Raw genomic sequence first — 20532 nt, forward strand, 5'->3', positions numbered from 1 at the left:
TCACGCCTCCTGCCACTGGCTGCGCAGGCGTGCGCGCACGTCACGGGAGGCACTGCGGTTTTCACCGTCCAGGCGTGACTTCAGGTCGGTCGAATGGCCGATATCGCGCACGGCCTCGCCCAGGCAGGCGCGTACCTGGGCAATGTCGGCGGCACTCGGCGTGTCGGCGCTCTCGACCTGCAGACGCCGCCAGAGCAAGCCCAGCGAGGCGTAACTGGCGAGGTCGTAGGCCATGGGCGGCACCTCGGCGGCCAGTGCCTCCAGTTGTTCGACACTGCGCAAGGTAATCCGCGCCGCAGCCGCTTTGCCCATGGCATGTACCATCACCCCGCTGTCATCCAGGGCGATCAGCCGTTGCGCCTGGTAACCGTGGGCCAGGAAGGCGCCGGACATGGCCTTGCCGACCAGCAGGCCGATCACCGGGTGCCCGGCCAGGCGCGCCTGGGCGTAAGCCTGCACCGCACCGGCCAGTGCCTGGTGGATACCCAGGGCCTCCTCGCGGCGGCCATAGGCCTGGCTCGGCACGTCGATGACCGCGACGATGGCCCGCTTCTCGCCTTCGCGGTCCAGTTCGACCGCCTCGCTCACGGCCTTGGCCAGGCCCCAGCCTTCGAGCAGGCCGACTTCGCCGGCACGCGCCCGCGTGAACGGGTTGCGCGCGTCGGGTACCACGGCAATGAAGCGCGCCAGGCGGTTGTCCAGTTCGCCATCGATCACCTGCAGCGAGGCGGGATAGCCTGGCAGTGGTTCGCCACCGGCCAGGCCCGGCAGCCAGTTCAGGGCACGGTTCATTGGGCATCTCCTTGGTAGAGGGCGCGCACGGCAGCGGCGTCCAGTTGCGCGCAGTCGGCGCCCAGGCTGGCCAGGCGCTCCAGGTACCAGGCGTGGCGGCCGGCACGGTTGGCCGATGGGGTGTCCAGCAGTTGCAGCAGTTGCTGGCGGATGCGCTCGGCATCATCTGCCACATAAGCGTCCACCAGGCCGCTGGCGTGGCGTTGCTCGCCCCCGGTCAGGCTCCAGATGAACGGGCGGTCCTTGGCATCGTACTCGGCGATACCGGCCTCCTGCTCGATCACTTGCGGGCCATTCAGGCCCAGGCGCGCTTCGCGGGTGACCAGCAGGTGGCTGCACAGCCCGGCCGCGATGGACATGCCACCGAAGCAGCCGACGGAGCCCGCGATCAGGCCGATCACCGGTTGATGGGTACGCAGTTCGACGATCGCCGCCTGGATTTCGGCGATGGCCGCCAGGCCAAGGTTGGCCTCCTGCAGGCGTACGCCTCCGGTTTCCAGCAGCAGCACGGCGCAGGTGGGGAGGCCGTTGCGGTTGTCCTCGATGGCCAGCTCCAGGGCGCCGGCGATCTTGGCACCGCCCACCTCGCCCATGCTGCCACCCTGGAAGCCGCCTTCGATGGCGGCGATTACCGTATTGCGGCCTGCCAGCAGGCCTTTGCCGATGACCACGCCGTCGTCGGCCTGGGGCACGATGCCCTGGCGCGGCAGCCACGGCGACATCAGGCGGTCGAACGGACCGAGCAGTTCACGGAAGCTGCCGGCATCGAGCAAGGCGCGGGCACGCTGGCGGGCGCCAAGTTCGACGAAGCTGCGGCTTTGCAGCAGGCGGGCGGTGTCAGTCATGGGCAATCTCCTCGAAACCTTGCTCCAGGCGCAGGCGCACCACGCCAGGGGTAGCGCCGAAGTCGTGGATGTCGATCTTCACGGCGGGCAGCGTGCGGCCATCGAACAGGCGCTGGAACAGTTGCTCCCAGCGAGCGCTGCTGCCGTTGACCGAGGTGACTACCTGAATCTCCAGGCGCCCTGCGCTGCCGGGCTCGATCAGGACTTCCAGGTCGCCGGAGCTGACGCAGCCGACCAAGGTGCGGCCGCGACCAGGCTCGGCGGCGGGGTATTGAAAGGTCAGGGTTTCCATTTCACAGGCTCCCGGCTTTGTCGAGGAACAGGCAGGCGGCCAACAGATCGGCGGCGCCGCCCGGTGAGGCGTTCAGTTGCAGCAATTGGGCATCCAGCTGGCGCAGTTGACGGCGGCCGTCGAGGGAGGCACTGCCACCGGCATCGAGCACCGCACGAGCGCCTGATTGCAGGGCTTTGAGGCCTTGCGGGCCGGCGCGCCAGAGCACGCAGGTGTCGCTGAGCGCGGTCATGATCGCCAGCAGGGCATCCAGCCGGGCCTGGCTTTCGCTGGCCCCGGCGGCGCGGCTGCGACGCAGTTGTGGCAGGCCGTGTTCGAGCACGGCGGGGAAACCTTGCTGGGCCTGTTCGCGGGCACCGCTGGCGCCGTAGCGCTGGCGAACTTCGCTGCCGTGGCTGGGTTGCACCGGTGCTGCCGGGTCTTCGATCAAAGCAATGCGGCCGGCACGGGCGGCCACGGCCATGGGTTCGGCCTGGGGATCCAGCGCCTGGGCCGCGACCAGCAGGCCCAGCGCCCAGATGGCCCCGCGATGGGTGTTGATGCCGCCAGTGGTGGCCAGCATGGCGACCTCGCCTTCGCGGCCGATGCGGCCCAATTCAGCCCGCAGTGGCAGGCCGATTTCGCTGTATGCCTGGGCGGCTTCGGCCATCTGCCGCAGGCATGGCCACAGGGCCAGCGCAGAGGCGTGCATCAGGGCCAGTGTCATGTCGGTGTGGGCGCCACTGCTGCGGCGGTCGACCAGGCCGGGTTTTGGGGACAGGTCGGCTTCGTCGATGAGGGCTTCAACTGCCAAATCGGCGAGCTGTTCAGCCAGTGAAATCTCTATTTCCTGGGCTGGCCTCTTCGCGGACAAGCCCGCTCCTACAGGCATCGTGCTGCTTTCAGGTACGGCACCGGACCTGTGGGAGCGGGCGTGCCCGCGAAGAGACAGATGCGGTTTCAAGTCATGCGCAGTCATCACCAGCTCCTGAACCGTGCAGGCGGGTTGTAGAGGCCGCCGGACCATTCGACCAGGTCGGCGATGCTGCGCGCAGCCAACAGCTCGCGGCTGGCGTCGGTGCGGCGAATGCCCAAGTCCTCGGGCAAGGCGATCAGGCCTTGCTGACGCATGCGCAGGGTGTTCCTGGGGTCGTGGCGCTGGCCGATGGCGGTGACGCCGGCCACGGCGGCGATCATCTGCTGGCGCTCCTCCAGGCTGCGCGCCTTGTACAGATAGGCGATGCCTTCTTCGGTGAGCAGGTGGGTGACGTCGTCACCATAGATCATCACCGGCGCCAGAGGCATGCCGGCCTTCTTCGCCACCTCCACGGCATCGAGGGTTTCGACGAAGGTGGGTTTACCGCCTTCCTGATAGGTCTCGACCATCTGCACCACCAGCTTGCGGCCACGCTCAAGCATCGTTTCGGGCACGGTCATGTCGAGCCAGGCCGGGGTCGCGTGGCGCCGGCCGCGGGGGTCGTGGCCCATGTTCGGCGCCCCGCCGAAACCTGCCAGGCGACCGCGGGTGACGGTCGAGGAATGGCCGTCGCCATCGACCTGCAAGGTGGCACCAATGAACAGGTCGACCGCGTACTGCCCGGCCAGCTGGCACATCATGCGGTTGGAGCGCAGCGAGCCGTCGCGGCCGGTGAAGAACACGTCCGGGCGCTGGGCGATGTAGTCCTCCATGCCCAGTTCGGTGCCGAAGCAATGCACGCTTTCGACCCAGCCGGTCTCGATGGCCGGGATCAGGGTCGGGTGCGGGTTGAGCGTCCAGTTGCGGCAGATCTTGCCCTTCAGGCCCAGCGATTCCCCGTAGGTCGGCAGGATCAGCTCGATGGCGGCGGTATTGAAACCGATGCCGTGGTTCAGCGACTGCACCTGGTGTTTCTCGTAGATGCCGCGAATCGCCATCATCGCCATCAGCACGTGCACCGGTTTGATGTGGCGTGGATCGCGGGTGAACAGCGGTTCGATATAGAAAGGTTTGTCGGCGACTACCACGAAATCGACCCAGGACGCCGGAATGTCCACGCGCGGCAGGTCGTCGACGCGATCCACCAACTGGTTGACCTGGGCGATCACCAGGCCGTCGCTGAAGGCGGCAGGTTCGACCAGCGCCGGGGTGTCTTCGGTGCTGGGGCCGGTGTACAGGTTGCCTTCGCGGTCGGCCATGAAGCCGGCGACCAGCGTGACATTGGGGATCAGGTCGACCAGCAGGCGCGAGTACAACTCGATGTAGGTGTGGATGGCACCGACCTCGAGCAGGCCATCTTCCAGCAGCTGGCCGATGCGCAGGCTCTGCGGGCCGGCGAAGGAGAAATCGAGCTTGCGGGCGATGCCGCGTTCGAACAGGTCCAGGTGCTCGGCGCGGCTGACGCTGGGCATGATCATGTGCAGATCGTGCAGGCGCTCAGGGTCGGCCTTGGCCAGCGAGCGCGAGAGGAAGTCGGCCTGCTTCTGGTTGTTGCCTTCGAGCACCACCCGGTCGCCGGGGGCGATCAGTAGCTCGAGGGCTTCGACGATCCGCTCGGTGGGCAGCACCACACCGTCGGCCAGATGACGGACGCGGTCCAGGCGGCGCTGCTTCTCGGCGCGCCGCCTGGACCATTGCGGCGGTGGATTCTTGGTTATGGTCATTGGTGACTCCACGGGTTCGCTGTCGTGGGGGCACATTAGGGCGAGGCGGATTCAAGGATCAATCAAGGTGGGAAGCTGATCGTTACGATCAAGTTAACGATTGAGGTTGGGTCCGCTGGCCTCTTCGCGGGTTTACCCGCGAAGGGGGCCTCAAGCTTTACATTGCATCTGGCAAAAACGCACGATCCCCCTGCACATTTGTCCATTGCACAAGGCAAATTCGCCTGCCAGGATCCACAGACCCTCCAGCGCACGCCAGACTTCACTTGGAAAATCAATAACAAAGCAGGGAGAACGCGATGACCGCGCATGCTCATACCTCGGCAACGGCCCATGTACTGGCCGAGGTCCGCAACCAGATTGGCCACCTCACCCTCAACCGCCCTGCCGGCCTCAACGCCCTGACCCTGGACATGGTTCGCAGCCTGCGCCAGCACTTCGACCAATGGGCCGAAGACCCACAGGTGCAGGCCGTGGTATTGCGCGGCGAAGGCCCCAAGGGCTTCTGTGCCGGCGGCGATATCCGCTCGTTGCACGACAGCTACAAGGCTGGCGAAACCCTGCACGAAGACTTCTTCGTCGAGGAATACGCCCTGGACCTCGCCATCCACCGCTACCGTAAGCCGGTGCTGGTGCTGATGGACGGCTTCACCCTCGGTGGCGGCATGGGCCTGGCCCAGGGCTGCGATTTGCGCATCGTCACCGAACGCAGCCGCCTGGGCATGCCCGAGGTCGGCATCGGCTACTTCCCGGACGTCGGCGGCAGTTATTTCCTGTCACGCATTCCGGGCGAACTGGGCACCTACCTGGGCGTCAGCGGCGCCCAGATCCAGGCCGCCGACGCCCTGTACTGCGGGCTGGCCGACTGGTACCTGGCCAGCGACAGGCTCGCCGCCCTCGATGCAGGCCTCGACCAGCTGCGCTTCGGCCCCCACCCGCTCAAAGACCTGCAGAACCTGCTGGCCAGGCTCGGCAGCCAGGTACTGGACGATGCGCCGCTGGAAAAGCTGCGCCCGGTCATCGACCACTTCTTCGCCCAGCCCGACCTGGCAGCGATCATCGAGCAGCTGCGCGCCGTGACCATCGGCGACAGCCACCCTTGGGCGGTCGCCACCGCCGACCAGCTGGAAAGCCGCTCGCCGCTCGCCATGGCAGTTACCCTGGAGATGCTGCGTCGCGGTCGCCACCTGGCACTGGAAGACTGCTTCGCCATGGAGCTGCACATCGACCGCCAGTGGTTCCAGTACGGCGACATCATCGAGGGCGTGCGCGCCCTGATCATCGACAAGGACAAGCAGCCACGCTGGAACCCGCCGACCCTGGCGGGGCTGTCACGCCAGCGGGTCGACCAATTCTTCGAAGGCCTGTGAGCCCGGGAGTACGCAGATGCAAGACCTGGAACTGAGCGAAGAACAGATCATGATCCGCGACATGGCCCGGGACTTCGCCCGCGGCGAAATCGCCCCGCATGCCCAGGCCTGGGAAAAGGCCGGCTGGATCGACGATGGCGTGGTGCGCAAGATGGGCGAGCTGGGCCTGCTCGGCATGGTCGTGCCGGAAGACTTCGGCGGCAGCTACACCGACTACGTCGCCTATGCCCTGGCCGTCGAGGAAATCGCCGCCGGCTGCGGCGCCACCGGCGCGATGATGAGCATTCACAACTCGGTCGGCTGCGGCCCCCTGCTCGCCTACGGCACGCCTGAACAAAAGCAGGCCTGGCTGCCGCGCCTGGCCACTGGCGAGGTGATCGGCTGCTTCTGCCTGACCGAACCGCAGGCAGGTTCCGAAGCGCACAACCTGCGCACCCGCGCCGAACTGATCGATGGCGAATGGGTGATCAACGGGGCCAAGCAGTTCGTCAGCAACGCCCGCCGCGCGGGCCTGGCCATCGTCTTCGCCGTCACCGACCCGGAGCTGGGCAAGAAGGGCCTTTCAGCGTTCCTGGTGCCCACCGACAACCCTGGCTTCAAGGTCGACCGCAGCGAACACAAGATGGGTATCCGCGCCTCCGACACCTGTGCGGTGACCTTCGACACCTGCCGCATTCCGGCGGCGAATATCCTCGGTGAGCGCGGCAAGGGCCTGGCCATTGCCCTGTCCAACCTCGAAGGCGGGCGCATCGGCATTGCCGCCCAGGCCCTGGGCATCGCCCGAGCTGCGTTCGAAGCGGCGCTGGTGTACTCGCGTGACCGCATCCAGTTCGGCAAGCCGATCAACGAGCATCAGAGCATCGCCAACCTGCTGGCCGACATGCAGGTGCAGATGAATGCTGCCCGTTTGCTGATTCTGCATGCTGCTCGGCTGCGTACGGCGGGCAAGCCGTGCCTGTCGGAAGCCTCCCAGGCCAAGCTGTTCGCCTCGGAAATGGCCGAGCGGGTCTGTTCCATGGCGATCCAGGTGCATGGCGGGTATGGCTATCTGGAGGACTACCCGGTCGAGCGTTACTACCGCGATGCGCGGATCACGCAAATCTACGAGGGGTCGAGCGAGATCCAGCGCATGCTGATTGCACGTGAACTCAAGCACTACCCCCTGTAACCCCGGTCAATGGCGCTGCCTGAAGGTTTCCGAAGGCAGCTCGCCAAACTGCTGGCGATACACCTCGGAAAACCGCCCCAGGTGCATGAAGCCATAATCCATGGCCAGTTCAGTCACGCTGCGCACCGCACAGCTGCCGTCGCTCAGGCACGCATGCACCCGGTCCAGCTTGCGCTGGCGCACATACTGCTTGGGCGTGATGCCCAGTTGGCGATCGAACAGCGCATACAGTGAACGCACGCTCATGCAGGCCTGCTCGGCAAGTGTCTCGGCGGGCAGTTCCAGCTTGAGATTGCGTTCGATGTGATCGAGGATCCGCTCCAGGCTGCCACCCGGCGAACCCAGGCTTTCGCGGCGAATATTGGAGCTCATCAGGGTCATCAGCTTGCTGGCGACGATCTGGCTGTAATGGCCTTGCACGCGCGGCAGCGAATCACTGACCTCGGCTTCGTGGCAAACCATGGCCAGCAGGTTGACGAAGCCGTCCAGCTCTTCCAGCCGGTAGTGGTTGCGCAAGAACCGCACGCCGCCCTCCGGGCGCTGCCAGCGCTGCTCGTCGCAGATGCTATCGAGCAGCCGGGTCGGCACCTTGAGGATGAATTTTTCGCAGTCTTCGGAATAGGTCAGGTCGACCGGGTCGTCCGGGTTGATCAGCAGCAGCTCGCCCGGTACCAGGTGGTGCTCGCGCTGGTGGCCGCGCCACAGGCAGTTGCCGTTGAGCAGTACTTGCAGGTGGTAGATGCTTTCCAGCGCCGGCGAGGTGACCCGCACGCTGCCGCCATAGCTGATGCGGCACAGGTCGAGCTCGGCGAACTTGCGGTGGCTGAGGCTGGCTTGCGGGTGGGTGGTGCGCGCCAGGCCGATGCAGTGCTGGCCGACGTGCTGGTTGACGTAGTCGGACACCGCGTAAGGGTCGGCGTGATGGAACACGCTACTGCGTTCGCTCAGCAGGCGGCTTTCCATAGGCAAGGCACTCGGTATCGTTATTGTTCTGGGCGCCGCTTCCTACTGGCCCTTGGGCCGGTGGTTGCGGTCGTTCACGGTTGCTGCAGTGACACACTAAGCAAAAAGGCGGGGATTGGGCAATGAGATGTTCGGATTGGGTGGGCGGATAGCGAACAGTGGGCCTATCAGCAATGCGCGATAATCGAACGCTGCGCAAGCCCTGTAGGAGCGGCCTTGCGTCGCGAAAGGGCTGCGAAGCAGCCCCCGGTTTTCGAAGGCGACGCTGAAATCCTGGGGCCGCTTCGCAGCCCTTTCGCGACGCAAGGCCGCTCCTACAGAGATCGCGCCAGCTGTGCTTTCAAATAACCGCCAGGGCCTCACGCCCCGCCCAGCCCTGGCTGCGCGCCCGGAACTGCCGCGGTGCGATGGCGAACAGCTCGCGAAAGCGCCGGTAGAAATGCGGAAAACTGACGAACCCGCTGGCCACCGCCACCTCGGTCAGCGACTTGCTGGTGTGCTGCAGCAACTGCCGTGCATGGGTCAGGCGCAGCTCCAGATAATAGCGCGGCGGCGTCGCCTGCACATGGCGGCGGAACAGGCGTTCCAGATGTCGCCGCGACAACCCGGCATGTTCGGCGATCTCGTCGATGCCTATCGGGTCTTCGATGTTGGCATGCATGAGCTCCAGCGCCAGGCGTACCCCGCGAGGCAGGCTCGGGTCGACTTCCGGCGCGGTCGCCGACACATCGCTCAACAGCCGCGAACGGTCACACGCCAGCATCTGCTCCACCGCTCGGCGCAGCGTCTCGCCACCTTTGAACTCGAGCAGCGCCAGCATCATGTCCAGCGCACTGCTGGCTCCGGCGCAGCTCATCCGCCGGCTGTCGAGCATGTGCGTCTGGCGGCTGACGCGTACCTTGGGGAACAACTCGCTCATCATCGCCCGGCCATCCGGGTGGAAGGCGCAGTCATGATCGTTGAGCAGCCCGGCTTCGGCCAGGAAGTAGGCACCATTCCACAAACCACCAAGCTGGCAGCCCAGTGAATCGGCCTGGCGCAGTTTGCTGCGCAGCAGCGCCGAGGCCTCCAGGCGCACACGGAACCCCCCGCACACCAGCAGGCTGTCGAGGCCGTGTACATCCAGCTCGGCAAGCGTGGTATTGACCGGCAGCGCAATGCCGAGGTCGCTCATCACCTGCGCGCCTTCGCCCACCACCTGAATGTCGAACAGCGGCGTGGCGCTCATCAGGTTGGCGGTGACCAGGCTGTCCATGGCGGCGGTGAAGGCCATCATCGAGAAGTGCTCGCGCAGGACGAAGGCCACGCGACGGCACGGCAGGCCCAGTGAGGTGCGGCCGGCCGGGTCGAGGTGGGCCAGGTTGGTGTTCTTGAGGATGCTTTCGAAATGGCTCATGGCGGTGACTCAAACGCGGATGGATCGCGGTGGATTCTTCGCGGGCACGCCCGCTCCCACAGGAACCGCGCAAGCCTGGAGCTGGCGCAATCCCCCTGTGGGAGCGGGCATGCCCGCGAATGCTACAACACCGCTGTAACAGGATTACTTGCTGGCCTGGGTAGCGGCGGCGCGGGAAGCCTGCAGCCACTCATCGAACTGCTGACGATGCGCGGCCACCCATTCCTTGGCGTGACGGGTGATGTCGGCAGGCTTCTTCTCGCCCTTCTGCATCTTCAGGTTCTGGTTGCTCTCGTCATCAGTACTGATCTGTACCAGCGAGAGGAACTTGGTGGCCGCCGGGTTCTCCTCGGCGAACTCCTTGTTCAACACCGCCACCACCTTGTCGATGGCGAAGCCAAGGTTCTTGCCGTGGTACATGGTATCGACATCATTGTTGCCGTCCGGCAGGTCGGTTTTCGGCACTTCCAGCCAGACCACATCCTTGCCCTCGACCAGCACGCTGGCGATCCACTGCGGCACCCAGGTGAAGTACAGGATCGGCTTGCCTTCCTTGTAGCGGGTAATGGTGTCGGCCATCAGCGCGAAGTACGAACCCTGGTTGACGGTCACGCTCTTGCCCAGGTCGTAGGCCTTCATGTGGTGGGCGATCACCAGTTCGCAGCCCCAGCCCGGGTTGCAGCCGGTCATGTCGGCCTTGCCGTCGCCATCGGTGTCGAACAGCTTGGCGATCTCGGGTTTCTTCAGGTCGGTGATGTACTTGATGTTGTATTGGTCGGCGGTCTTCTTGTCGATCAGGTAGCCCTGGGCGACGCCCGGCAGAATGTTGCCGGTCTTGACCATCACATCGTCGCCCCCGGCCTGCTGGTAGAACTTGTCGTGCAGTTTCTCCCACAGGTGCACGGTGAAGTCCGCATCGCCGTTGGCCAGGGCCACCATCATCACGCCGTACTCGGTCTCCTTCGGCTCCTGAACCTTGTAGCCCAGCTCGCGCAGGCCCTCCATGGCGACTTCGCCACGGAAGCGCTCTTCAGCGATAGAGGGGAAGATCGGCGTCACCTTGACGCCCTCGCCCGGTTTGTCGGCCGAAGCCTGGGCGCCCAATGCGGCGGCCACCAGGGTCAGCGCCGTGGCGCATTTGAGGATGCTGCGGGAGAACTTGGATTCGTGCATCGTCGCTTACCTTTTTCTGATTTTTATCTTCAAGTGCGGCAGATCGAATGTATCCAGGGTAATGCTCAGGCGGTCTTGCGCCGCCCTTGGGGTTGCGCCGCGCCGCACAGGCGCATGACCACGCCTACCGGGCCGGTGTGGTACCAGCGCAGGCTCGGGTCGGCGCTGCTGCGCGCGCCCATGGCCTGGGTCAGGCGGTCGAGGAAGATCGCCAGCAGCACCAGGCCGACACCGCCGACGGTCGCCAGGCCCATGTCCAGGCGGCCGATGCCGCGCAACACCATCTGGCCCAGGCCGCCCACCGAGATCATCGAGGCGATCACCACCATCGACAGCGACAGCATCAGGGTCTGGTTGAGGCCGGCCATGATGGTCGAGGTGGCCAGCGGCAATTGCACGCGGGTCAACATCTGCCGTGGCGTGCAGCCAAAGGCGCGGGCGGCTTCGATCTTGTCTTCCGGGACCTGGCGGATGCCGAGGTTGGTCAGGCGCACCAGCGGCGGCAAGGCGAAGACAATGGTCACCAGTACACCCGGTACGTTACCGATACCGAACAACATCACCACCGGCACCAGGTAAACGAACGCCGGCAGGGTCTGCATGGCGTCGAGCAATGGCCGGATGACGCTTTCCAGGCGGTTGCTGCGGGCGCAGACAATGCCCAGCGGAATACCGATCACCGCGCAGAAGAACACCGACGTCAGTACCAGCGCCAAGGTGGTCATCGACTCGGACCAGACCCCGATCAGGCCGAGCAAGGTCAGGGTGATGAAGCACAACAGCGCCATGCGCTTGCCCGCCAGCTGCCAACCGAGCAGCGACGAGAGAATGATGCCGATGGTGGGCGGGATGCTCTGCAAGGTGAACTCGATGCCGTTGAGCACCTGGTCGATCGGCCAGCGGATGGCGCGGAACACTTCGCGGAAGTTGTGCACCAGGAAGTTGAGGGTTGCGGTGACCCAGTCGCCCAACGGAATGGTCGCGGCCTGGAACGGATCGAGAAGGCTGAATTCGGACATGAGGGCGTACCCCTTTTCTTGTATTAGTTGCGGCTCAAGGTCTGCAGCAGCTCGTTTTTCGACAGCGTGCCCTTGAAGGCACCCTCGCGGTCGAGCACCGGCACCGGGTATGGCAGGTCGGCGGCGATGCCGAGCACCTCGTGCAGCGGCGTGTCGACATAGACCGGTCGCTGCTCGTGCAAGCTGTAGCGGTCACTGGCAGTGGCACCGGTAGCGTCGGTGTCGACCACCCCGAGCAGCAGGCCACGGTCATCCACCAGATAGCCGAACGGCACGCCCGCCTGGAAGCTCGGCGCCTTGCCGTTGACCTTGCACACCACTGCCGGGTCGAACCTGGCCACATCCCCGGCCTTGAGCACCCGCGAGCTGTCGAAGCTCTTGAAGAAGGTGCGCACGTAATCGTTCGCCGGTTGGTTGATCAGCTCTTGCGGGGTGCCGATCTGCACCACCCGCCCGCCTTCCATGATCGCGATGCGATGGCCGATGCGGATGGCTTCTTCGATGTCGTGGGAAATGAAGATGATGGTGCGCTGCTGCTCGGCCTGCAGGCGCATCAGCTCGCCCTGCATCTCGCTGCGGATCAGCGGGTCGAGGGCGGAGAACGCCTCGTCCATCAGCAGGATCGTCGGGTCGTTGGCCAACGCCCGGGCCAGGCCCACGCGCTGCTGCATGCCGCCGGAAAGCTGGTGGGGGTAGCTGTTCTCGTGGCCGGCCAGGCCCACCTGGCTCAGCGCATCCCGGGCGCGGCTGTGGCGCTCGGCCTCGGACACGCCGGCAATCTCCAGGCCGAACGCGGTGTTTTCCAGCACGCTCATGTGCGGCATCAGGGCGAAGGACTGGAACACCATGCCCATTTCCTTGCGGCGCACGTCGAGCAGGGCCTTGTCGGAGAGCCCGGTGATTTCCTTGCCGTTGAGGTGGATGCTGCCGGAGGTGGGTTCGATCAGGCGGTTGAACAGCCGCACCATGGTCGACTTGCCCGAACCGGACAGCCCCATGATGACGAAGATCTCGCCACGCTTGACGGAAAAGCTTGCATCGAACACGCCGACGACGTGGCCGGTCTTGCTGAAGATTTCGTTCTTGTCGGCGCCCTTGCGGAGCATCTCCATGGCCATGTCGGGGTTGGGCCCGAATACCTTGAAGATGTTTTTTACCGAAAGAATCTCATCGGCATGGCTCATACGACCCTCTTTATTATGCTTATTAACCAATCTTTGAACTTCGCACTTTCAATAAGGCGGGTAGAGATCAGTGCGAGTACGCTTGGCAGTCCGTTCAAATTCGAACGTGAGTCAAAACCGGCACGCAGAATGTCCTGCTTCAAAAATTATTCGACATCGCTGTCGCGAATGCCGCGCCGTGTGTTTTACGTTAGGCCCTGATCCAGAGCTGGTCCAACGACATTTGCATGGCGCTAACCATTACCTGAAGTTATCAATCGGCCTGCGCGCACGGTGCCAGAGCGCCCGCGCATTTACCGCCGGGCCTTTGACAGGCTAGAGTGACCCACCTGGCTAAGCGAAGGACCTTGCCCCACGACCATGGTCAGACACTCCGAACCCGATCAGACGCTGATCAAGATGCCGTCGCTGCGCGCCGTGAAAGTCTTCGTCGCTGCTGCCAGGTACCAGAACTTCACCCGTGCAGCCGAGGCCCTCTGCGTGACCCAGGCCGCGGTCAGCCGGCAGATCCGCGAGCTGGAAACCTACCTCGGCGCCGAACTGTTCACCCGTGTGGGCCGGGCGGTGGAGCTCACCGTGGCCGGCTCGATCTTCTTCGATGCGGTGCAGTTGTCGTTCGTCAACATCTCCCAGGCCGCCGAACGCATCCGCAGCAACACCAACACCCGGCATGTGGTCACCCTGTGCTGCTCGCCGGCGTTTGCCGCGTTATGGATGGGGCCGCGCATGCCCCGCTTCCTCGACGAGCACCCGGACATCGATATCAACCTGGTGACCACGCAGAACTTCCTGTCGATGGAGCCCGGCGTGCGCCCGGACATCTACATCACCAAGCTGGGCAAGGTGCAGGCGGGCTACAGCTCGCACCCACTGAACCATGATGTGATCTACCCGGTGTGCACACCGCATTACCTGGCTACGCACCCCGAGTTGCGCACGCTGGAAGGCTTGCGCGACGGCACGTTGCTCAACCTCACCCCCTATGGCCGCTCGCAGGTGGCCGAGCACGTCGACTGGAACGTCTGGCTGGCGTTGCACGATGTCGACCTGAAGAGCCGCGCCAGCACCGCGCCGCACTTTTTCAATGCCAACGACTACAACGTGCTGGTGCAACTGGCGCTGAACAACCAGGGGGTGGTGCTGGGGTGGCATCACCTGATCACGCCACTGGTGGCCCAGGGTTTGCTGGTGCGGCCGGTGGAGCAGGAGTTGGTGCTCAAGGACACGTTCCATTTCCTCGCGTTCAACGAAGAGAAGGAGCATGACTCCAGTTGTCGGCGCTTGCGCGAGTGGTTGCTGCAGGAGTTTCAGCCGTTGCTGGAGGCGTTGCGCGGCGCCTGATGGGATTTTCGCCTTCAGTCTTGCAGGCGCTGCAAAGCTTGTGGCGAGCACTTAGGCCCCGAAACCTACTGCACCGGCAAAAAATTCATCAACAACAAACTCTGCGCATAATTCAGCCCAATCCGCCGATAGCGCTCATCCAGCAGCTCCGCCAGCAAATCCAGGCGCGCCACGATCTTGCCGAACTCCACGGCAAAACTCAGGTTGCTGCCCTCCTCCGATATCTCGTTGGAGAACAGCAACAATACCCCGTTGGCATCCTGGCGCTGGCTGAGCATCCAGGTCGCCTTCTCGATGTTGCGCGCCGCGTTGTTGACGAACAGCGGGTCGATGGCATCGGTCATGTAGAACTCGGTACGCCCGCCGTGGGCGGTGATCAGCATGCTGCCAATCGCATAGATGAAGGCGCCGACCCGGTCGCCGCGAAATTCCGGGCTCAGGGCATAGCTCAAGGCGGCAAGGTCGCGGCGGTTGCCCAGTTGCGGCAGGGGCTGGCGCTGCTCGATGGCGATGCGGATCTGCCGCTCGGCGGTGGCGGCGTCCAGGAAGCCGGACATCTTCACCTGGTTGGGGTTGCGCAGGTACAGCTTGTTCATCAACAGATACAGGCTCTGCAAATTGTCGCGCATGGAAAGCGTGGCCATGCGGTCGACGCTGGTCTGAAACAGCTCGCTGGGCTTGCCGTCGCCGAACTGGCTGACGATGTCGTGACCCTGCTGCTGGCTGCAGCCGGCCAGGCCAATCAGGGCGCCTGCCAGCAGCAGACGTGGGAAAAATCGGGGATTGCTTGCAACCATCGGCACCGGGTCGGGATTCGGCGGCCGTTCCGAGGATCGGTACGGCCTGGCCAAGCATAGAGCCCGAAATGCGGAAAAAGTGCGGTGCCCGCTCAATCCGTTGAGCGGATTACATGGCGTGGCGCAGTATCTCCACCACCTGCGCATGCAGCGCCGGGTCACCACAGGCCACCACACAGCCGCCATGCTGCGCACTGCTGCCATCCCAGGCGGTGATCACCCCGCCCGCCCCTTCGATGATCGGCATCAGCGCCTGCACGTCATACGGCTGCAGGCTCGCTTCGACGATCACGTCGACAAAGCCCGAGGCCAGCATGCAGTACGCATAGCAATCACCGCCGTAACGCATCAGCCGCGCCTTGCTGGCCACCGCTTCGAAGGCCGCCTTGCGCTCGGCGGTGTCGAACATGTCCGGCGTGGTGCACATCAACGTGGCTGCCGCCAGGTCAGCGCAAGCACGGGTCTTCAACGGCGTGCCGCTGCGCCAGGCGCCGGCCGGGGTACCGACGAAACGTTCGCCGGTGAATGGCTGGTTCATCACCCCCACTACCGGGCGGGTGCCGTCATTCAGGGCGATCAGCGTGCCCCACAGCGGCAGGCCGGTGATGAAGGCCCGAGTGCCGTCAATCGGATCGAGCACCCAGGTCAACGGGCTGCTGCCCACCGCCACGCCAGCCTCTTCACCGAGAATGCCATGCGCCGGGTAACGCGCCTGGATCAGCCCACGCATGGCATCTTCGGCCGCCTTGTCGGCGACGGTCACCGGGTCGTACAGGCGCCCGCCCTTGTCCTCGACTTCCAGGCTGGCACGGAAATACGGCTTGATCGCCAGCGCAGCGGCATCGGCCAGCTGTTCGGCGAAGGCTTGGAATTCGCCGATCTGTTCAGCGCTCAGGGACATGGGGGCAGGCCTCGTGGGAAATGTCGGGGCTGCATCATACCCGACAAGCCGCGTGGCAGTAGACGCTTGCCATTAGGCGACATCATATTGCCAATGCCGCTTCATTTAACGGTCACTCAATTGTTGCACCAGGATACCATGCACCTCCCGCGGCAGGCCCAGGACACTGGCCAGCAACCACACGGGATCCACACCACCGGACCTCATCCATGACGCGATGAATTCGCACTTGCTCTACTCACAGGTCGGCAAAGTCACTGCCAGCTCCGGCAGCCGGCAGTTTCCGCGCATGCTGTACAACATGATCCAGGCTCACCTGACTATCGATGCCATGCAGATTCGCCAGGTGTCGGTCGAACCTCAAGCGCCAGAGGCGCTGGATGTATGCCGAGGCCTAAGGTTGAAGAACAGTATCGGCCTCCCGCGTCGCCAGGCCGCCGCCACACGATTGCATCCCGTTGGAGCAAGATCACCCCGCGAGATTACCTGCCATTTCTGCTAGTTTCTCAAAGTTGTGACGGTATCTAGGATGGGGCCTCATTCTGCGGTAGGACTAAGCCATGACACGTCAACCTGGAACGCTCGACCCTGAATTTGGAAATGGCGGCCTTGCCACCGTTCCCCCTGAAAAAGGCCGGAACCCCGATATTGAGTCCCTTCAGGTAATCGCACTGGATACACTCGGCGATGGTGGCCTTGCTTTTTGTGGTCATAGTGCAGGCTCAGGCCCCGAGGCAAGTTTGATGTTTACCAAAGTGCTGAAGGATGGGACGTGGGACGAGGACACCGGCCATGTCAAAGTCGTCATAAATGAAGAGGCGCCCGCCTCAAGCCATCAATACTTATCGCTGACGTCAGCCATCATCGATGAACAACAAGAATACCTGGCACTGGGCCAGCCATCTTATTATGACTATACAACTTATCAATCGCTCTCGACAGTCAGCGTGGCTCGCTATGGCAGCTCCTTCAAGGCGGTGCCCAACTTTGGCAAAAACGGTATCACTTGGCTGGAACCAGGCGAGCCGTGGACTCCGATCCCAACCTCAGACTCTACAAAATGCAGAAAATCGCCGAAGCCAGCTGGGGCACCGGCCATCAGTCGAACGGTGATGCCCTTTATCTCCCGGTATCGTAGGCCCATTGCGGTGATTGGCGGTAATATCCAAGTGCTCTACCCGCAGACACTTGAAGATGAATTCGCGAACATTATCAGCGAGGACGTCTGGATCGCGTCATTCGACCTGCACACGGGGATCCAGCAATCTTGCATCAATCTCAAAGACAAGAACAACACATCCGTGCATATGTTACACGGCGTTTTCCAAGCAGACGGCAGCTTCTTCCTGCTGGCTCGCAACGCGCAAGCGCGCGTGGTCGTGTTGCGGTACAAGCGCGATGGTTCGCTCGACCTCCAATTTGCTGATGGCCAAGGTGAAATCGATTTGTTCGGGTATGTCGATCTACTGGTCACAGGGTTCGAGGCCAGTAACGAGCGACTAATCATCACTCGGGCGGTATGGACTCCAAACCGTAACCCAACCAACGTTTTCTGCTACACCAGTGATGGCAAACGCGACGTCACGTTCAATGGCGGCCAGGCGCTTGAGTTGCAACGCGAGCCGGAATCTGGTCTGGCAATGGTTGAGGTGCATACTGATGCGCAAAGCCGGATCGTTTTGGCGGGCGCTCAATTCAAGGCGTCGAATCAAGAAATGAATGTTGTGCGCTTGCACGCCAATGGCCAACTCGATCAGGCGTTCGGCACCGGTGGCTATTTCGATTACGGCCGCGACTTGCGCACTGCCAATGCTCTGTTCCTTGAGCAAGATGCCATCCGGGTTCTATCTGAGTTCCCAACGGCCTTTTCTCAACCCTATCTCGAACGGGTCGCCAAGCTATTTGCTTGAGGCCAGCATTCAACCAGTAGCACGCTGGCAGAGCAGCCCTGTAAGGTTCAGGGCTGCTCTGCCAGGATCGAATCAGTCCCGCGCCAACGCCTCGATCGGATCAAGCCGCGCCGCATTCCTCGCCGGCTCTGTCCTTGACCACATAGCCCTTGGCGCCTTCACCGATGGCCGAGATGGACGCCACCGAGGTGACGATGCCGAGCATGGTCAGCAAGGTGCGCATGCGGTGCGAGACCAGCACGATCCAGGCCATCTTGAACGCCTCGCGGAACATCCCCGGGCTGGCCACCAGGCGCCGCGTGGCGAGCGACCCGAAGTTTTTACAAAAGCTCGGTTAGGTCCTCGGGCGCGGATGCCGCTCAGCGCGCCAAGCAACAACAACAGGGTAAAGGCGATCCAGTGGTCCCACTGCTGGACATACTGGCTGGCGGCCTGGCCCAGCGGCCAGCCGATGACGGGGGTTATCGCTTCGATCACGCCAAAGATCAGGCCAGTGCGCTGAGCCATGCACAGGGTCGCTCTCTGACGACCTTGGCAAAGCGTGTCACCTAATATTTTTGCTAGTTGCCACAATGTCATGAAGGAGAAACCATTTATACCCTATGACTGTCAGGCCCCCTAAAGTGAACAGTAAAACTCTCTACTTTTTCGCCAGCATGCTTTTGAAGAATACCGTGTACGGTCAGTGCTCTCGAACCGCGTTTCGGCACTTTCAATTCACCCTTGCTGAATTACACAGCGAACTGATCACCCCCCTTCTCTTTGCTATCGACTCTCACTGTTCCCCCCTCACGGCACGCACCGAACGCGAATCATTTGATATTGCTTATACACCTTATGGCCTGAATGCCCTCGTTCCGATACACATCCTAACGGGCTACAACGGTGAACATCATGGGCCGGCCGGTGGCTTGTATCTGCTCGGACAGCGTCGCATCTATAACCCCGGCAGCATGAGATTTTATTCTCCGGATGAGTCTTCACCCTTCTCAACCACCGCAGGCCCTAATAGCTACGCCTATTGCAGAGGCGATCCGGTAAACTACTCGGACCCTTCGGGGCGGGTGCGTCGGTTATTCATTCGCGGCCATGATGTCATGTGGGGCAGTGGAAATAAAATCCCATGGCGCTTTACCTCGGCGAGTTATCCGCCAAAAAGGCTGGTGGCGAAACGTTCAAATACGGATCTCGCCAAAGGATCAACTCTACGCGCGAAGCTCACGCCATACTCCGCAAGCATTAGCCTACCAAAAGGAGAAGTCGACCTTTTCCAAAACATCGAGCTTTATGCACAAGCCAGAGAACAACTGCCTTTGATCCCGCTTACCAAGAAGCAAATAAAAATCTCCGGGTTTCGGCATTATCAAACCGAGGTACTCGATCTGTCTTTCAGAGAAAAAGAGTGGATGCAATCTTTTTTCAAGCGCCACAAAACGCTTGAAGATACCGCAGAAGCCTTCATGATTTTTGAGGCGACGGAAGACTTCCTGGGTAAACTCGATCATGCAATGAGAACACTTCGTAAACAGTGAAGTCAGTCAGTCCCAACTGCTCATCCGATTTCAGATCTGTCATGGCGCCCAACCACTAGAATTATTGCGTGACTGCCCCGTGCCTTGAGCCCACTGGGAAGGTCGTTGCAGTTCTTTTATTGGTGGGGGCTGCTACACGTGGAGGTGTGCGATGAGCCAGTTCAAGCGTGTGTTCGTCATGCTCGGCCCGCAAATGCGCCATAGCCCGGCGCTGCAACGCGCGGCGGCGCTGGCCGAGTCCAGTGGCGCCCTGCTGGATATCAATGTATTCGTCGACGATGTCGACACGTTCGGCCTGATGAGCGACGGCCACGAGCGTGAGCGGTTGCTCGGCGACAACCGTCAGTGGCTGGCCGACGAGGCCGAGCAACTGGGCAATGCCGGGCTCGATGTCTCCACCGAACTGCTGCTGACCCGCGACCCGCTGGGCAGCGTGCTGGAACGTATCGAGCAGTTGGGTTGCGACCTGCTTGTCAAGGATGTGCAGCACGAACCGGTGCTCAAGCGCCTGCTGGTCACGCCGCTGGACTGGCAACTGCTCAAGGAAAGCCCGGTGGCCGTGCACCTGGTCAGCGATATCCGCCTGCCACTGCCCCGGCAGATCGCGGCGGCGGTAGACCTCAACTGCCACGGGGTAGGCGAGCATCTGGACGATCAGGTGATCCACAGCGCCCATGCCCTGGCACTGCAGTGCAACGCCGAATTGCACCTGCTGCATGTGTGCGATGCGGCGAGGACGCATATCGCCGACTTTGGGGCCGGCACTGTGACCATGCCTGGGTTCGATGGCAGCGTACGCACGGCGCAGCGTGCGGCGTTCAATAGGCTGGGCGACCATCACCAGATTGCGCTGGAGCGCCGGCATTTCGTCGAGGGACCGGCGATCCGTGCGATTGCCCAGTTCGTCAGCCACAGCCGGGTGGATGTGATCGTGATGGGCAGCCATCGGCATGATGCGATGCAGACGTTTCTGGGTGGGACCACGGCGCATGTGCTGGAGCATCCGTTGTGCAATGTGCTGGCCATCAAGGGCTCTCGCTGAGATCCGGATTGCCTGGACTGGCCTCTTTGGGCAAGCCCGCTCCCACAGGTATACCACCAGCTTGAAGGCTGCGAGGCTCCTGTGGGAGCGGGTTTACCCGCGAAGAGGCCGCGCCTGCAAAGCACATGGTATCTGGCACACCAGTGCCATATAAAAATAATGCATCTGATAATGATTCGTAGTATTTT

Annotated in this window: 19 protein-coding genes and 1 pseudogene; 6 read left to right on the forward strand and 14 right to left on the reverse strand. The window is 62.9% G+C overall.

The genetic code is table 11. The features are described from left to right. The 5 genes from mdcE to mdcA are packed head-to-tail and all read right to left on the reverse strand — an operon-like array spanning position 1 to position 4548. Positions 1-792 carry a biotin-independent malonate decarboxylase subunit gamma gene (mdcE, locus tag ACIPW4_RS10405; protein WP_400657361.1) on the reverse strand — a complete coding sequence of 264 codons (792 nt, stop codon included), beginning with the start codon at positions 790-792 and terminating at the stop codon, positions 1-3. Beyond that, the gene (locus ACIPW4_RS10410; RefSeq protein ID WP_400657362.1) at positions 789-1637 is read right to left on the reverse strand and encodes a biotin-independent malonate decarboxylase subunit beta; all 849 of its coding nucleotides are present in this window, start codon (positions 1635-1637) and stop codon (positions 789-791) included. Before ACIPW4_RS10410 ends, mdcE begins: the two co-directional genes overlap by 4 nt. After that, positions 1630-1929 (reverse strand): malonate decarboxylase subunit delta, encoded by a 300-nt coding sequence (locus ACIPW4_RS10415; RefSeq protein ID WP_400657363.1) that lies wholly within the window; start codon positions 1927-1929, stop codon positions 1630-1632. Before ACIPW4_RS10415 ends, ACIPW4_RS10410 begins: the two co-directional genes overlap by 8 nt. Position 1930: 1 nt before the next feature. Beyond that, positions 1931-2887, reverse strand: coding sequence for a triphosphoribosyl-dephospho-CoA synthase (locus ACIPW4_RS10420; RefSeq protein WP_400657364.1), 957 nt, complete (start codon positions 2885-2887; stop codon positions 1931-1933). Beyond that, positions 2887-4548, reverse strand: coding sequence for a malonate decarboxylase subunit alpha (mdcA, locus tag ACIPW4_RS10425; protein WP_400657366.1), 1662 nt, complete (start codon positions 4546-4548; stop codon positions 2887-2889). The genes ACIPW4_RS10420 and mdcA overlap by 1 nt, the downstream gene beginning before the upstream one ends. A gap of 299 nt (positions 4549-4847) precedes the next feature. Between mdcA and ACIPW4_RS10430 the strand changes: the two genes are divergently transcribed. Next, positions 4848-5918 carry an enoyl-CoA hydratase/isomerase family protein gene (locus tag ACIPW4_RS10430; protein WP_400657368.1) on the forward strand — a complete coding sequence of 357 codons (1071 nt, stop codon included), beginning with the start codon at positions 4848-4850 and terminating at the stop codon, positions 5916-5918. Positions 5919-5934: 16 nt separating this feature from the next. Then, positions 5935-7086: an acyl-CoA dehydrogenase family protein gene (locus ACIPW4_RS10435; protein WP_400657370.1), complete on the forward strand. Its 1152-nt coding sequence runs from the start codon at positions 5935-5937 to the stop codon at positions 7084-7086. Positions 7087-7092: 6 nt separating this feature from the next. On the opposite strand, the gene ACIPW4_RS10440 is transcribed toward ACIPW4_RS10435, so the two are convergent. The 5 genes from ACIPW4_RS10440 to ACIPW4_RS10460 all read right to left on the reverse strand — a co-directional run bounded on the left by ACIPW4_RS10440 (position 7093) and on the right by ACIPW4_RS10460 (position 12821). Then, positions 7093-8049 (reverse strand): AraC family transcriptional regulator, encoded by a 957-nt coding sequence (locus tag ACIPW4_RS10440; protein ID WP_400657371.1) that lies wholly within the window; start codon positions 8047-8049, stop codon positions 7093-7095. Positions 8050-8389: 340 nt separating this feature from the next. After that, positions 8390-9445 carry a GlxA family transcriptional regulator gene (locus ACIPW4_RS10445; protein ID WP_400657373.1) on the reverse strand — a complete coding sequence of 352 codons (1056 nt, stop codon included), beginning with the start codon at positions 9443-9445 and terminating at the stop codon, positions 8390-8392. A 144-nt stretch (positions 9446-9589) separates the two neighbouring features. After that, positions 9590-10618: a glycine betaine/L-proline ABC transporter substrate-binding protein ProX gene (proX, locus tag ACIPW4_RS10450; protein ID WP_400657375.1), complete on the reverse strand. Its 1029-nt coding sequence runs from the start codon at positions 10616-10618 to the stop codon at positions 9590-9592. A gap of 65 nt (positions 10619-10683) precedes the next feature. Then, positions 10684-11637, reverse strand: a complete 954-nt coding sequence (gene proW / locus ACIPW4_RS10455; RefSeq protein WP_400657378.1) for a glycine betaine/L-proline ABC transporter permease ProW — start codon at positions 11635-11637, stop codon at positions 10684-10686. A 23-nt stretch (positions 11638-11660) separates the two neighbouring features. Further along, the gene (locus ACIPW4_RS10460; protein ID WP_400657381.1) at positions 11661-12821 is read right to left on the reverse strand and encodes a glycine betaine/L-proline ABC transporter ATP-binding protein; all 1161 of its coding nucleotides are present in this window, start codon (positions 12819-12821) and stop codon (positions 11661-11663) included. A gap of 360 nt (positions 12822-13181) precedes the next feature. On the opposite strand from ACIPW4_RS10460, the gene ACIPW4_RS10465 reads away from it, so the two are divergent. Next, positions 13182-14162 (forward strand): LysR family transcriptional regulator, encoded by a 981-nt coding sequence (locus ACIPW4_RS10465; protein ID WP_400657383.1) that lies wholly within the window; start codon positions 13182-13184, stop codon positions 14160-14162. A gap of 65 nt (positions 14163-14227) precedes the next feature. Here ACIPW4_RS10465 and ACIPW4_RS10470 read toward each other — a convergent pair whose 3' ends face one another. Next, on the reverse strand, positions 14228-14959 hold the full coding sequence (locus ACIPW4_RS10470; RefSeq protein WP_400657384.1) for a hypothetical protein: 732 nt from the start codon (positions 14957-14959) through the stop codon (positions 14228-14230). A 109-nt stretch (positions 14960-15068) separates the two neighbouring features. Beyond that, on the reverse strand, positions 15069-15860 hold the full coding sequence (gene hisN, locus ACIPW4_RS10475) for a histidinol-phosphatase (protein WP_400657386.1): 792 nt from the start codon (positions 15858-15860) through the stop codon (positions 15069-15071). Positions 15861-16420: 560 nt separating this feature from the next. Between hisN and ACIPW4_RS10480 the strand changes: the two genes are divergently transcribed. Further along, complete coding sequence (locus ACIPW4_RS10480) at positions 16421-17770, forward strand: hypothetical protein (protein ID WP_400657388.1); 1350 nt, start codon at positions 16421-16423, stop codon at positions 17768-17770. Positions 17771-17870: 100 nt separating this feature from the next. Here the strand turns inward: ACIPW4_RS10480 and ACIPW4_RS10485 are convergent, their stop codons facing one another. Then, positions 17871-18059 carry a hypothetical protein gene (locus ACIPW4_RS10485; RefSeq protein ID WP_400657973.1) on the reverse strand — a complete coding sequence of 63 codons (189 nt, stop codon included), beginning with the start codon at positions 18057-18059 and terminating at the stop codon, positions 17871-17873. 77 nt (positions 18060-18136) lie between these two features. After that, positions 18137-18277, reverse strand: a pseudogene (locus ACIPW4_RS10490) (manganese efflux pump); the annotation flags it as partial. A 116-nt stretch (positions 18278-18393) separates the two neighbouring features. On the opposite strand from ACIPW4_RS10490, the gene ACIPW4_RS10495 reads away from it, so the two are divergent. Together ACIPW4_RS10495 and ACIPW4_RS10500 are read left to right on the forward strand one after the other, a co-directional pair. Next, on the forward strand, positions 18394-19302 hold the full coding sequence (locus ACIPW4_RS10495) for an RHS repeat-associated core domain-containing protein (protein ID WP_400657390.1): 909 nt from the start codon (positions 18394-18396) through the stop codon (positions 19300-19302). Between the two features lie 151 nt (positions 19303-19453). Next, a complete protein-coding gene (locus ACIPW4_RS10500; RefSeq protein ID WP_400657391.1) occupies positions 19454-20344 on the forward strand; it encodes a universal stress protein in 891 nt (296 codons plus the stop codon). The last annotated feature ends 188 nt before the right edge of the window (positions 20345-20532 follow it).

It is taken from the genome of Pseudomonas sp. NPDC089996 (assembly GCF_044748405.1).
GTDB lineage: Bacteria > Pseudomonadota > Gammaproteobacteria > Pseudomonadales > Pseudomonadaceae > Aquipseudomonas.